Source organism: Candidatus Nitrospira allomarina, assembly GCF_032050975.1.
Classification (GTDB): domain Bacteria; phylum Nitrospirota; class Nitrospiria; order Nitrospirales; family UBA8639; genus Nitrospira_E; species Nitrospira_E allomarina.
In genome coordinates this window covers 3,117,721-3,131,416 of the sequence record NZ_CP116967.1, presented here as the reverse complement: position 1 = coordinate 3,131,416, position 13,696 = coordinate 3,117,721, and the positions used below count along the sequence as shown (strand labels likewise).

The 13,696-nt window shown below is 49.0% G+C and carries 11 protein-coding genes; 4 read left to right on the top strand and 7 right to left on the bottom strand.

Going from position 1 to position 13,696, the window contains the following annotated elements:
• Window positions 1–345: 345 nt before the first annotated feature.
• The 3 genes from PP769_RS13895 to PP769_RS13885 all read left to right on the top strand — a co-directional run bounded on the left by PP769_RS13895 (window position 346) and on the right by PP769_RS13885 (window position 4,719).
• A complete protein-coding gene (locus PP769_RS13895; protein ID WP_312641123.1) occupies window positions 346–1,032 on the top strand; it encodes a pentapeptide repeat-containing protein in 687 nt (228 codons plus the stop codon).
• 93 nt (window positions 1,033–1,125) lie between these two features.
• Entirely contained in the window at window positions 1,126–2,103 is a 978-nt protein-coding gene (locus tag PP769_RS13890; protein WP_312641121.1) for a pentapeptide repeat-containing protein, read from the top strand.
• A gap of 1,263 nt (window positions 2,104–3,366) precedes the next feature.
• On the top strand, window positions 3,367–4,719 hold the full coding sequence (locus PP769_RS13885; RefSeq protein ID WP_312641119.1) for a DUF481 domain-containing protein: 1,353 nt from the start codon (window positions 3,367–3,369) through the stop codon (window positions 4,717–4,719).
• Between the two features lie 182 nt (window positions 4,720–4,901).
• On the opposite strand, the gene PP769_RS13880 is transcribed toward PP769_RS13885, so the two are convergent.
• A complete protein-coding gene (locus tag PP769_RS13880; protein WP_312641116.1) occupies window positions 4,902–5,633 on the bottom strand; it encodes an FAD-binding oxidoreductase in 732 nt (243 codons plus the stop codon).
• A gap of 543 nt (window positions 5,634–6,176) precedes the next feature.
• Here PP769_RS13880 and PP769_RS13875 point away from each other — a divergent pair.
• Window positions 6,177–7,148 carry a DNA binding protein gene (locus PP769_RS13875; protein ID WP_312641113.1) on the top strand — a complete coding sequence of 324 codons (972 nt, stop codon included), beginning with the start codon at window positions 6,177–6,179 and terminating at the stop codon, window positions 7,146–7,148.
• Between the two features lie 179 nt (window positions 7,149–7,327).
• Here PP769_RS13875 and PP769_RS13870 read toward each other — a convergent pair whose 3' ends face one another.
• The 6 genes from PP769_RS13870 to PP769_RS13845 all read right to left on the bottom strand — a co-directional run bounded on the left by PP769_RS13870 (window position 7,328) and on the right by PP769_RS13845 (window position 13,683).
• Complete coding sequence (locus PP769_RS13870; RefSeq protein ID WP_312641111.1) at window positions 7,328–8,452, bottom strand: citrate/2-methylcitrate synthase; 1,125 nt, start codon at window positions 8,450–8,452, stop codon at window positions 7,328–7,330.
• A 106-nt stretch (window positions 8,453–8,558) separates the two neighbouring features.
• A complete protein-coding gene (gene prpB, locus PP769_RS13865) occupies window positions 8,559–9,440 on the bottom strand; it encodes a methylisocitrate lyase (RefSeq protein WP_312641109.1) in 882 nt (293 codons plus the stop codon).
• Window positions 9,437–10,825 (bottom strand): MmgE/PrpD family protein, encoded by a 1,389-nt coding sequence (locus PP769_RS13860; protein ID WP_312641107.1) that lies wholly within the window; start codon window positions 10,823–10,825, stop codon window positions 9,437–9,439. The genes prpB and PP769_RS13860 overlap by 4 nt, the downstream gene beginning before the upstream one ends.
• Window positions 10,812–11,594 carry a hypothetical protein gene (locus PP769_RS13855; protein ID WP_312641105.1) on the bottom strand — a complete coding sequence of 261 codons (783 nt, stop codon included), beginning with the start codon at window positions 11,592–11,594 and terminating at the stop codon, window positions 10,812–10,814. Before PP769_RS13855 ends, PP769_RS13860 begins: the two co-directional genes overlap by 14 nt.
• A 2-nt stretch (window positions 11,595–11,596) precedes the next feature.
• Window positions 11,597–12,580, bottom strand: a complete 984-nt coding sequence (locus PP769_RS13850; RefSeq protein ID WP_312641103.1) for a fumarylacetoacetate hydrolase family protein — start codon at window positions 12,578–12,580, stop codon at window positions 11,597–11,599.
• Complete coding sequence (locus PP769_RS13845) at window positions 12,577–13,683, bottom strand: homogentisate 1,2-dioxygenase (RefSeq protein WP_312641101.1); 1,107 nt, start codon at window positions 13,681–13,683, stop codon at window positions 12,577–12,579. The genes PP769_RS13850 and PP769_RS13845 overlap by 4 nt, the downstream gene beginning before the upstream one ends.
• Window positions 13,684–13,696 lie beyond the last annotated feature (13 nt).

Sequence of the window (13,696 nt, the reverse complement as noted above, 5' to 3'; positions counted from 1 at the left end):
GCCAACACGTGGGACGAAAACGCCTAAACTCTCGTCCAACTACCGAGCCAGCCTTTCAGCCTCATGATCCCAGTCCCCAGGCCCCATGCTCCCTAGGGGGAAACGTCCCCCACCTCAAGAATTCATCTGGGAATGGATTGTTATATGCCTAGAGTTAAAGTGGGACGAGAAAACCGATTGATTTTTACATATCGTCTTAATTTCCAAAAGGTCTAATTGAACGGAAAACAATCTTCTTCTGAGCGAATTTCAGGCGATCTTTAAAAAATGTGAATGATATGTTTCCCCGTTCCTGGTATGATTTTTTTTGTTTGTTTTCAGTAATCCGTATAAAAGGTACTTCTTATGGGTCAAAAAAATTTTCATTGTAAATACCCTACATGTGCCTTGGAATCAGTCTATCCTGATGGCTTTTGTATCCTACATGATCCGAATCCTGAAAAGAATTTTCATAAATTTCAAGAAGCAGTGGATAAAGTACAGGAGGCAACTCCAAAGCGTAACGTTATTAATCTCTCTGGAGTCATATTCCCAGCAAATTGGTCAATGAACAAATGGAAAGAGACGGCATCTTTAGATCGAAACGTATCCTTTTGGAACGCAACCTTCCAGGGAGAAGTTGGGTTTGACCATGATTGGTTTGAGGGTTCTATTTTTGATTATGCCATTTTTGAAAAGAAAGTTTCTTTCTCGCAATGTGGAATCCAGGGAAATCTTTCTTTTCGCTATGCAAAATTTAAGGAAGGCATTCTTTTCGATGATGCTGCATTGCCTCATATTACCTTCGATCATGCTTTTTTCCAAAAAGAAGTCATTGTTGGAAAGGATTTTTCTCTCACCGTATATTTCATGGAGATGGTTAGTTTTGACAACGCAACATTTCAAGAAGAGGTTTCCTTTACAAATACTATTTTTCATAAAGGCGTTACCTTCAAAAATGCTATTTTTAAAGGAAAAATTCTCCTTATTCCTACCCATCTCAAATTTCATGCAGAAAATATCGACACCCAAAATTTCCCTCCTGAAACATGAGAAGTCAACTATGATGGAGCACAGTTCCAACAGGAAACTTCCTTCGATAATCTCATATTCAAGGGAGAGGTTTCCTTCCGCAAGGCCATATTCATGAAAGAAACCTCTTTTAATAATACCAAATTCCAAAAGAAGGCCGACTTCAATGGGGTCAAATTTGAAGCTGAAGTATCCTTTGACGAAACTGACTTTATGAGTGAAGTTTCTATTGGAGCGCAATTTAAATTGCGGGCTCTTTTTAGAGGAAAAAAAGACGCACTGTTATTTGCAAACAGCGTAATGGTTGATTTTAAGAATGCAATATTCTACCGCCCTGATATTATCCGATTTTCCCAGGCAGACCTCTCGCGCTGCAAACTATTTGAAACGAATGTTCGAGGTATTGATTTTGCCGAAGTGGAATGGGCAGAGAGCGTTACAGGTAGCCCTACCCTTAAATGGATTTGGAATCAACTCTGTCAGAGGGAATTGTCCTCATCTGTCCTATTTAAACCAGGAACGGATTTTTCCAGAAGCAATGGGAATGATTGTCGGACCCGTTTTGGGAATTTTCTATGGAAGACGTTAAGTCGGAAGGGAATTTATGAACCTACAGATAAAAAACCTGAAGAATTGGAAAATGCATATCGCCAGATCAGGCAAAGTTACGAGGATCACAGAAACTATCCTGAAGCAGGTATTTTTTATTTTGGTGAGATGACAAACAAACGAAAACGACTCTCGTCAATTAGGCAATACCTTTCACTTATCGGTTTGTATGGTGTACTCAGCGGCTATGGGCAAAAACCTATCCAAGCCAGCATTTGGTTAATTGTTTTTCTGTTGGGATTCAATGGCCTATTGATTGGAGCAGGAATGAATAATATTCCTTCTGGGAAGCCTGTTTCCATTTTTGGTTTCTGTACGGTCTTATGGGCTTATACTTTCAACGTAGTAACGTTCAAATCGCCTTTATATTTCACTCCCGATTCCAAATGGTCAGAGTTCCTCACCATATTTGCAAGAATCCTCGTTCCCATTCAAGCCACCCTTTTTGTGCTAGCAGTCGGGCCTTTAAAAGATGACTTTTAAATTCATAAGAAAGATGAAACCCCATCTGCTGTTTCTTCGGTTAAAAGAAACATAGCGCCATGCATATTAATTAGGCGTGAAAAGTTTGTTAAAACTGTTCAAAACTTTCGCTGACAACCTAAGTGATATAAGCGAAGGCCTAAGCCACAGTTGCATCTGAACGGACCGTTTAAACGCACTCGGCGATACTGGTGGTTCAACCAAATCTCACTGAGTTATCCGACGCCTGCCGTCTGGCCACAGGGAGGGACGCTCTGAGCATCTGGCGGGCCTTGTTTGAGCGGAGCGAGTTGGTCCGCCCTTCTCTGTCTGGCGTCCGTCCCCTCCAATAAGGCCGGACGGGGCGTCACTGGTTTTGGGCCCTTTTGCCGGAACAAAAGGGCCTCGCCTGCCGGGGCGAAACCCGGCAACACAGGACAATCTCGGTGACACGAGTGCTGGACAGACGTGCGATGCATTCACTTCCAAAAAATCTCTCCTGTTTACCACAAGATGAATACTTGATTGAAGCGAAAGTTCATCAAGGACCACCGACCATCCGCAAAACAAGACGGCTAGGGTACGGTCTCCGTTTACTCCCGGGATATACTGGGGCGCTTGCTAAAATAGCAATCCAGCAAAACATTATGAGTTGGGTACATTTCGAAACAGACAAATAACCGGTGTCGGGAGCGACTAACACGACTCACTCGCCCGTCACGGCACTAACATCATCATAGTATTGTTCAATGCGGATGGGACAGAGGCCCTTTTTTCTCACAATTGCCACCGCCTTTCGAATCATGCGTTCGTTTCTGCAAAGAAAAAATGTGCCCTTGCTCACTGATTCTCCACTAATGTTGTCACCCTTTCGGTCGAACCCTTCCAGCCATTTGGGGGACGGAGAGAGTTGTGAGCCCCTTCTATTTTCCTTGCCCGTCGTCAACAGGGATTGTTCCTTTTTTTACATTCGATTAGAAGTGAAATGTCTCTTTTTCGAAAGTTACACAATTTATTCAGTCTGTCACTATATTGGGGTAGCTTTGCTGTGAATCTGTGGCTATAATCCCAAACTTTTCGGGTACCGTGCACTGTTAGTGGGCTCCATCTCAACTTCCGCTCACGCCAAATCTTTCAGTTGCAGACCCAATTTCTACACAGTGTTTCGTAAAGTTGTCCGAAATCGCTTTAAATAGGAATGATTGTTGATTGTCCGTGATTTGTGATGAAGCATCCAACTGATCACGCACAAGGCTATTTTCTCTATCAAGGAGAATCGTTGCATTGAAATTGAAGCTCTTCTTCGTCCTTCTTAGTATGACCCTGATTTGTGGGAGCGGTCCTCTTTATGCCGCCGTCACAGGTCAGATTTCTCTCAAAGATGGCACCATCCTCAAAGGCAAGATATTTGGCATGACGAATGGTGTCCTTCGGGTGAGGGCGTTGGCGAGTATGCACAATCCAATTCCTCTTCGTTGGAAAGAGGTGACGGGATTGACAACTGAAGAGCCGGTCACGGTGGTTCTGGATAACGGCGATATCTATGAAGGCCGAATCCAATTGGTTGAGTCCGGGACAATTCAGGTGTTGAAAGACCAGGACTCGGCTCCCCCGATTATCAACCTCAATTCCGTAAAGGCTATCAAAAGCTCAAAAGAGAATACCTTGGCGGGTGAAGAGAGTGAAGAGTTAGATGAAATCACTCTCAAGAATGATATGCATCTGATCGGAACCATCGTCTCGATGGAAGAAAAAACCCTTACTATCGAAACTACATATGCGGGAAATATATCGGTTCAGTGGGATGAGGTGGATCAACTCCAGTCCCGAACACCGCTTTCCATTCAGGTCTTTGAGGAAGAAAAAGATTCCGATGGAGATGATTTTCTAAAAACCTCCCGTACGACTGTGACCGCCTTAGGCGGAAGTGAAGGCATATCGCCGGCGCGTGTGAAAACCATCAATATTCCAGAACTTCGCTATAAAGGAAATTTCGACCTGGGAGGTAACCGCACGAAGGGAAATACGGACACTACGGCTGTGAACGCCTCAACGGACAATACCATTTGGACCGAGCGACACCGGGGCCTCTTGAATGGTAAGTACGCCTTTGCCTCGGCCGATGGAGAGAACACAGCCAAAAATGCCAGAGGCACATTAGGCTATGATTATTTTTTCAACAAAAGGTTGTTCGCCAACAGTTACGAATTCCTCGAATATGATAAGTTTCAAGGATTGGATCTTCGGAGTACGACCAGCCTGGGACTCGGGTATCAATTTTTTGATACCCCAAGCCATAGTTTAAGTGGGTCCATCGGTCCGGCGTTTGTTTACGAAAAATTTCAAGAGACCGGAACAACCAAAACCGTCACCGCCGCGTGGGGGGTGGATTGGGAGTATGATCTGATTTCAGATCGAATACGGGTGTATCACCGTCAAAAAGGATTTCGCGATCTGGGAGTTGGAGGAAGTACTGCCCTACGGTGGACATCCGAGCAGGGAGCCCGAATAAAAGTGTATGGGAAATTGTATCTGAAGGTGGCATTCGAATACCGGTACAACAGCGACCCGGAGCCAGGGAAGAAAAAATCGGATGAAACATTCATATGGGCCTTGGGCTATGAGTTTTCGAGTTAAATGACAATTAGTTTCCCGCCTTTCTCTCTCAACCACCGCGCACGACAACTGAACTCTCCGTCACTTAGAAATAGGCCCCTGGGTTCCCAAAAATGGCGGAGAAGTTTTCCGGAAATCTCCACTTGTTGTTTGGTTCGACAATTATTGCCATATCCTTTTTTATTCGTAAAGTCGGGATAGATTCAGACGTCTGTTCCGGCCCCGGCTTTATCATAGTATTGTTCAGTGCGAATGGGGCAAAGGCCTTTTTTTCTCACAATGGCCGTCGTGTCTCGTATCATGCCGCCATTTCCGCAGAGATAAAAAGTCACATTGCTCACTGAGGCAATGTGATTCTCAACTAAAGTTGTCACACGTCCAATGGGACCTTTCCAACCCTTTTCTGGCCTGGACAGGATTGTGATAAATCTGAAATTCGGATGCCGCCGTGCAAGGGCTTCCAATTCATGTTGGTAGTAAAGGTCTCGCTGGCTCCGCAAGCCCCAATATAACGTCAAAATTCCAGCTTCAGGTTCCTCCAAAAAGGTAGAGAGCATTGAACGGAATGACGCAATCCCGGTTCCCGTGGCTACAAGGACGAGGTCTCGTCCGGATTTCTCCTGGAGAAAAAACGATCCATTTGGCCCTTGAAATGTTACGGGATCCCCTTCATGAAGACCAAACAAATAGTTTGAGCCTGGACCATCGGGTACCCGGTTAAAAAGAAGGGTGATCTGTTGATATTGACTTGGTGGGGAGGCAATTGAATACTGCCGCTGAACATGCTGTTTCAATCCCGGATTCCAAACAGTCAGAGAGATCCACTGCCCCGCCTTAAAGTCGATTGCATCCGGGGCGAGTAGGGTGAGTGCCAACTCACGGACATCATGGGTCAGATCCTTGACTCGACTGACACGGGCATTAAACTCTTGCATTATTGTCGGTTCCTGCCGATTGAGGGTATTCTCTTGAGAGCGACATTACACATTACCAAGCTTAAAAACCGCCTGCAAAATTTAAGCGAAATTGCCGCACATCACAACAATGAGAGCGACCGGCCATCAGTGCTCAATTTCGGAAAGAAAAAAGCGCATATGAATAAGGAAGCCAGAAAGAAACATGGAGGATGAACAGAGATAGCATCCCTTGAAACAGAACAACATCCCAAGAAGAACCACAAAGGTATGCTCTTCACCTCATTTGTAGCACCCATCCCGGGTTACCCTTTCCTTTAATAATCCGTTGATCCCTCGCCTTGGCCAACGGATACTTCCCCACCACCACAAAATCACCAGATTGCCCGGAGCCAATTTAAGGCCGGCTTGAACTTTCAAGATGCCTGCATTTTAAATTCCGGATGAATTCGTCTAGAATCAACTCTCTGGACATAACCGAATGCATGTGTCTTTTCCAATAGTGGAAATGATCCTTTTTTGTATTCCACTGATTCATTTGGATTGATTTGTTGGGAGCCAAGCATGGACTTTCCTAAGTTTATCGAGCAGATCAAAAAAACCTATGGCATCACGAACGATTACGCCCTGGCAAAAAAACTCAAAGTGAGCCAACCTGAGGCCAACTGGTTTCGCCGCGGCAAAAAAGTACCGAATGCCACGGTTTGCATCCGGATAGCCAATCTTCTCAAAAAAAATCCAGTCGAACTCTTAATCGTTGCCCAGAAAGACCGGGCCGCCCCCGAAGAAAAGAGCCATTGGGCCATGGCGTTATCAGCCGTCGATGTCATGATGCATGTGCCGGAACGACCGAGATACATTCCGCAAAAAGTGGAGGCCATAGGCCAGGAACTCCGCCAGCTTGAATCCCAAATGCTGTCCTATGAGGGAACCATTGCTCAGAATGAAGCCATTCAACTATTGAATACCGTGGAATCCACCATTGATTCGATGATGGAACGATGGCAGATATGGAAACGGGATGGCCCCCTCTTTCCCAGTTATTTACTGGCAAATCAGGCAGCGGTTCAGCGGGGAGTCAAAATTCGGCGGGTATTTATCTTCAACAGAGAGCAGATGAACGATGCCTCTCAAATCGAAGACTGCCTTCAGGTATTAAACGATCAACGACACGCGGGGATTGCCGCGTTTTACGGATTTCGCGAGCAGCTAGCCACGACCCTCATTTATCAACGATTGGTTGCAGAATTCCGAACCCGTGGCGTTAAAGAGGAGATTAATGCCGCGTTATTCGATAACGAAATTCTCATCTTTTCCCGATCCTATGCCTCTAGGAATTTGGGCATGAACAACAGTGGTTCGATCTCTATCACCGTCATTGACCAGTTGAATATTTCCTGGAAACCGGACCATTTACGGGATCTGAATCCAAGCCCTCTCTTTGAAACCCGCTTTGTCTTTGAATATCAAGGAGAACGACAATTCAAAACACAACTTGGTCGGTTTCTTCGGACTTACGGTGAAGACAAGGACTAAATTATTCTTCCCGGCTCACACCGGCTGCGCGGAAGGCGGCAGAAGGGCTCTCGCCCGAAATTCGGATCCTCTTGAGACCTAAGCCCCTTACAAAAAAGAATGCCTGAGGCCACACCTCTCAGCACAGTTTCTTCGCTTTACCGTTGATGACAGCAGAGTAATGGGGCGGTTCTTGTCTCTTATCGGTCCCCGATAAAGAGAAATTCCCGCGCAGGAGGGCCGATGTAGGAGGCTCGTGGCCGGATCAGACGATTGTGATCCTGTTGTTCGATGATATGGGCACACCATCCACTCAGCCGGCTTGCGACAAAAATTGGCGTGAAGGCTTCTTTTGGAATTCCGATGAAGAGGTAGACCACTGCCGTATAAAAATCCAGATTCGGGAGGAGCCCCTTTTCTTCCTTCATCGTCTGTTCAATGATTTCCGCAATTTCGTACCACCGCGTCCCATCCGCATGTTGACTCAAGGCTTTCGCCCGTCGTTTGATAATAGCCGAACGCGGATCCTCGTGTTTTAAGACTCGATGGCCAAACCCCATGACCCGTTCCTTCCCGGACAATTTTGAATGGACCCACCCTTGCGCGTTTTCCGGGTCCTGAATGGCGTGGAACATCTCCGCCACAGCTTCATTCGCTCCACCATGAAGGGGGCCTTTGAGCGTAGCAATAGCCGCCGTGACAGCTCCATAAAGATCAGCCCGGGTTGAGGCCGTGACCCGACCAGCGAACGTTGAAGCGTTCAACTCGTGCTCGGCATAGAGATTAAGAGAAACCTCCAGTTCTTTCGCATGATCTTCCCGAAGATTCCCTGTCAACAGATACAAGAGGCTTTGGGCAAACGACGTTGTGGCAGGAGCCTGAAAAAAAGGACGATCGAATCGAGTCCGACTCGCCCAGGAAAGAAGTAGGGGCATTTGTGCGAGTAAACGGACGGCCTTTCGAAGATTGGCCTCATGGGAGATATTCTGAGCTTCATGGTCGATCATCCCGAGAAACGACACCCCGGTTCGAAGCACATCCATGACATTCGCAGAAGCTGGAACCGTTGACAGAAATTGCCCGACGACCGGGGGTAAGGACCCGGCATGAGCCAACTCGGCCTGCCACTCCTGAAGATCGCGGGATAACGGCAGATCTCCATGCAGTAATAAATATGACACTTCTTCAAACGTCGCCTGCTCGGCCAGCTCTTCAATGGCATATCCTCGATATCGTAAACTTCCCCTCGTCTCGTCTATTTGGCAGATGGCTGATTCACCCACCACCACCCCATCAAGGCCGGGATTATGAACAGCCGTTTCCATGGTACACCTGCCTTTCTTTACAGGCCTGTTGGAAAATTTTGTCCTGAGGCGGTCCAAAGAGACCGTGAATGCATTCTTAGGGCTCGGAGAATTCAACGTTTCTCTTTCATTCCGTTGGCACACGTTCATACTTTTGATATTCCAACAACTCGTACAATGCCTGCCTGGTTTGCATGCGATCGAGAAAAGCTTGTTGGGTTCCCTGTTTTTGTAATTCCAGGAGAGCTGCTCGGCCTTCCTTTGCCATCACACGAAATACGGTCATGGGGAACAGCACGATGTGATATCCCATTCCGGAGAATTCCTTGACGGTCAAATAGGGAGATTGTCCCCATTCAGTCATATTGGCGACCAGAATGCTCCCGGAATATTTCAGGGCTTTAGCTGCCGTTTGAAATTCTTTGGCTGACTGGAGGGCCTCCGGGAAAATCGCATCAGCGCCGGCTGCCCTGTAAGCTCGAGCCCTTTCAATGGCCCCATCCAGACCTTCCACAGCCCGGGCATCCGTCCTCGCAATGATGACGAGATCCCGATCCTGTTTTGCTTCAACTGCCGACTGGATTTTTTGACACATGCCCTCACACGAAATCAGGGTTTTTCCGGGCAAATGACCGCAACGTTTTGCCAATACCTGGTCTTCCAATTGGACTCCCACCGCTCCGGCTGATTCTAATTCCTGAACCGTGCGATACACCTGGTGCCTCTCTCCAAATCCCGTATCGGCATCGACGATGACCGGAATTTGAACCCGTTGAGTCACGTACCGGGTTTCTGTCACCACCTCCGTCATCGTTAACAGACCGATATCAGGTAGTGCCCGGGAAGCCGCCAGACCCGCTCCTGACAGGTATGCTGCCGGAAAACCGGCATCCTCAACCAATCGAGCCGAAAACGCATTAAAGACACCCGGCACCGCCAACGTGTCCCGTTGAAGCTCGGTTCGAAAGCGGCGCGCCCTACTCTGGGAGGTTATTGGTTTCCCACTCATCGTCCATCCATAACTGGTAATGCCGATACCAGGACATTAACGTTTTTCAGACGGTCCAGTTCCCACACGGTTTGGATAACCTTTGTCATATCTTTCCGGCCGATTTTCCGTGAAGACAACTTCTGAAACTTCAATTCCAGTTCGCGATCGGTGAGCGGACGTCGTGGATGACCTTTGGGATGGTCAATCTGAGCCGTGAACGTCCTGCCATCCATCAGGGTGACATCAATTCTGTTGGCCATGGCATCCGGATAACCCTCGGAAAACTCTTTGACCTCCTCAACACGGATTTTCTGCATGAGATTAAACAGAACGGTGTCGTTCAGGCGACGCGGGGAAAATGACCGGGGAGATATTTCCCCATCCGTCAGAGCGACTGCCACGCAGAAGGGGAGACTATGATCAGCAGTCTCACGGGTTTTAGGATGCCATTTTTCCTGGTCCCGTCCAATGATTTCGATCGCCACATCACCACTGCCGACAATAATGGCTTTGATTCGGTGGACAGGCCATTCCCCACACGCAGCAATCAGTTGTTCCCGAATGGCGAATGCCGCCTCCACTGCCGACTGAGCATGATATTCCACCGGATGGGGCTTGATGTAGGTGTCAAGAATTTTATAGGAAGAGCCGTGACGTCCTCCCATTTCGGGTAAAGAGAATGGTCCGGAAATCACCTTCATAAATCCCTTTTCCCCTTCAAACATGGCCTCCGGTCCGGTCATACCCTCGCGAGCTGCATACCCTGCGAAGATTCCATTCCTGCCTGCATTGGCAAACGCGCAGGCTTTCCATAGGGAAACTTCTCCCACTCTGGTCTGACGCAGTGCTCCAGCCGTAATTCCCGCCAGATTGAGCGCATGCACGATCTGTTTTTTAGGAAGTTTGAGAAGGCTAGCTGTGGCAACCGCGGTAGAAAACGCTCCATAAGTGACGTGATCCCATCCTCGAGGGCGGAGCGCGGCGGCGTCACAAAGACGGCACTGAATCTCATAGGCCAGCACGATGGACTGAATGAATTGCCGGCCATGAACATGAAGACTTTCGGCCACCGCCAGACAGGCCGGAATATTGTCTGACGGATGAGCCGGCTCCTTGGAGAGGTAGGTATCGTTGCAGTCGAGATACCGCACCGCCGTACCATTCGCAAAGGCGGCCAGATCCGGACTGGTTCGATGGGGGGTTCCCCATACCGTTGCGCCGTCTTTGACCATCACCCGGGTCGCCAGGCGTCTCGCAATCCTGCATGGGGGTGCCGTGGTGGCACCATATGCACAGGCCAGGCTATCCAACACCCGTCGCTTCACCTCATGGATCACGTCCGAAGGAAGGTTCTGGAAGGTTAACAACTCCGCATACTCGGCCAGGCGGTCAGCAAGCATCATCCCCTCTTGCCCTGAGATCGGACGGCATCTCCTTCCAGGAAAAGATTTCTTCTCCGGCTCGACAATTCGGGCAGTCCTGAATGTCCCATTGAGGCATCGTCACGTTCGTCCCGTAGTAAAATGGATAACGAGACATCAAGTCATCCATCAAAGGAAATTGCCCGCTATCCCGACGGGCAAAGACCATCATTCCTACGACATGACCGCCATGATCGTTCACAATGGTTTTGAGTTTGTTGACGCAGCTCCCTCGCGCGGTCACGTCATTGATCACCACAAAATTATCCCCTTTTTGTATCGAGCCTTCGGGAATCTCCACTCCAATCTTTCCTGTATCCTGATTGAAAGGCGCATATACCACTCTCATCGTCATCTGAGGGCTAATGCTGGTCGCGATACCCTCTGCCAACAAACGTGCATCCGATGCCGGCACGAGGAGTCCGTCGATTCGATGGTGTTGGCTCAGGCCTAAAACCCAGTGGCCCATATCCGCACTGATAAGGGAAAGCAGATCCGCATCACGTGCGATGGACTCAAATCCTAAATAGGTCGCGGTATGGTGGCCCGACACGACGGCTACATGCGTATCAAACAGAACCGCCATTGAATCGCGAAGTATCCGAATGACCTCGTGTTTCGACAGGGAAGAGGATGGGGACTTTCCGACAATCGCTTGAAGCCGTTCTTCGACGGTTGAATCCGCGTAGAGCCTTCGCTGATAATCGACCAATTCCGATATGCGTTTGTGTTTCTCAAGCACCAGATTCATGCTCAATGCTCCTTGGTAATCTTCGTTTTCAATGTTCCAATAGGCTGAATTTCCAGCTCCACGACATCATCCGGCTGTAAAAACCGATCCATCTCCAATCCACATCCCCCACCCACGGTTCCAGAGCCGAACACTTCGCCCGGATAGACCGTTTCTCCCCTGGACACATGTTCAATCATTTGAGCGAACGACCAGTAAATGGTTCCAAACGACCCTTTCGACCAGACTTCTCCGTTGACACGAGCCACCATGGCGACCTGCTTCAGGTCTGGAATCTCCTCCGGCGTCACCAGGCAGGGTCCCAACGCCGTGGCAAAATCCTTCCCCTTCGCGGGTCCGAGCCGACAGGCCATTTCCTGGAATTGAATATCCCGGGCACTAAAATCATTCATGATGGTATAGCCGGCAATGTAATCCCACGCCTTATCCGCCGGAATATCTCTCCCCTTTCGACCAATGACGCAGGCCAACTCCAGCTCATAATCGAGTTTTTGTGTCTGTAACGGCCACACCAGAACGTCTTCGGGCCCGATGATGGTCTGTGGATTGCCTTTATAATAGACCGGCGCCTTGTACCACTCCGGGGGTATCGGTTGACCTCGTTTTTTGGAAGTCGCGGCGATGTGCGCCTCAAAGGCAATAAAATCACGAAGAAGAGGGGGATGAGGGATCGGCGCAAGCAACGAGACCTCTTCCCTGTTATAGACAATCGTTTCATCATCAGGGCCATGGATCACATGATCGTTGTCACGAATATAATGAAAGGCCTCCCGGGCTCTATTCATCGCCGACACTTCCCCCTGAAGGAGCTCCAGCATAGAGGACGGGACTTCCGATGTGGCCAGCCTGTAGGGTTGCGCCTCCCCTTGATCCGCCAGCATCCGCGTGTATGCCATGTTCAGATCCACAATGGACTCATGGTGGAATGCTCCGACCCGCGCAAATTTTCCGACTGGTGTGTGAACCTGGAAGGTGACAAGTTTCATGGTGTGCTCCAACTCATGGAATAGTTTTTTAATTCAACAGCCTCAGCCTCAAGCATCACGCAGAAGGGTTGCCGTGACTCCACCATCACCGCAATTTCATTCGTCTGTGTCTGTGTTTTACTGGCCTCAACCGCCCCTGGATGGGGTCCATGATGTATGCCCTGAGGATGTAAGGTCAGGGTTCCGGGATGAATGCCCGACCGGCTGAAGAAATTTCCCTCGTGATAAAACAGGACTTCATCAAAATCCGTATTCCGATGATAAAAGGGAATTTTCAATGCACCCGGCTCACTCTCCAGCGGTCTGGGGGCAAACGTCGAAATCCACACCCTTCCCGCCTGGAAGGTCGCGTGCACGCTCGGAGGTAAGTGATAGCGGGGACTGGTCACCGGCCGAAAATCCCGAACGTTGAGTTTCGTCGGCCAAACCTCTCCCTTCCACCCGACTACATCCAACGGAGAAAAAGGATAAAACACCTTGGTATACGTTCCATCACGTTTGATGCGAAGCTCCCATTCCTGTTGACCCTGTGTGGGGACGGGCGCTGAAAGTTCGGGGACCACAAGGACCTCGGGATCGAATAGAGCATGCTGTCCCAGCAACCCCCGTTCGGGCAGCATGACAGGTTCAGAAGTTTCCATGATCAACATGACACCGGGTCCTTCTTCAACCACCATACGGTAGGTCGTCCCTTTGGGAATGACCAGATAGTCTCCGGGTTCATACGTCAGCACGCCGTAATCGGTTTCCAGCAGACCTCGCCCTTTATGTACAAAATGCACTTCATCGCCATCCGCATTGCGAAAAAAATACGGCATCGTTTCTTTCCGACGGGAGATAGAAACCTGGACATCCGGACTTCGTAATATTTCCACCGGTCGGCTTTCCCTGGTGAAAAAATCTGGAGGGGTCAGGTCGCTGCACTGGAAGGCGCGAGGCCGACAGGGCCCATCGATCCGAAGCCAGTTGGTGGGAGGATGCGATCGATAGAGATGGGAAGCCGGCCCGGCAAATCCCTTGCGCCCATGTTCCTCTTCATACAGCCCTGCTGGAATATTGACGTGCGCTTGCCGGGGTGATTGACCTTTCCGTGTTAAATACATGGGGTCCTTTCTG

Coding starts and splice junctions, on each gene's coding strand:
- PP769_RS13890 (WP_312641121.1), top strand. CDS start 1,126: ATGAAAGAAACCTCTTTTAATAATACCAAATTCCAAAAGAAGGCCGAC.
- PP769_RS13860 (WP_312641107.1), bottom strand. CDS start 10,825: ATGATGCTTGCTGACCGCCTGGCCGAGTATGCGGAGTTGTTAACCTTC.
- PP769_RS13875 (WP_312641113.1), top strand. CDS start 6,177: ATGGACTTTCCTAAGTTTATCGAGCAGATCAAAAAAACCTATGGCATC.
- PP769_RS13880 (WP_312641116.1), bottom strand. CDS start 5,633: ATGCAAGAGTTTAATGCCCGTGTCAGTCGAGTCAAGGATCTGACCCAT.
- PP769_RS13855 (WP_312641105.1), bottom strand. CDS start 11,594: ATGAATCTGGTGCTTGAGAAACACAAACGCATATCGGAATTGGTCGAT.
- PP769_RS13845 (WP_312641101.1), bottom strand. CDS start 13,683: ATGTATTTAACACGGAAAGGTCAATCACCCCGGCAAGCGCACGTCAAT.
- PP769_RS13850 (WP_312641103.1), bottom strand. CDS start 12,580: ATGAAACTTGTCACCTTCCAGGTTCACACACCAGTCGGAAAATTTGCG.
- PP769_RS13895 (WP_312641123.1), top strand. CDS start 346: ATGGGTCAAAAAAATTTTCATTGTAAATACCCTACATGTGCCTTGGAA.
- prpB (WP_312641109.1), bottom strand. CDS start 9,440: ATGAGTGGGAAACCAATAACCTCCCAGAGTAGGGCGCGCCGCTTTCGA.
- PP769_RS13870 (WP_312641111.1), bottom strand. CDS start 8,452: ATGGAAACGGCTGTTCATAATCCCGGCCTTGATGGGGTGGTGGTGGGT.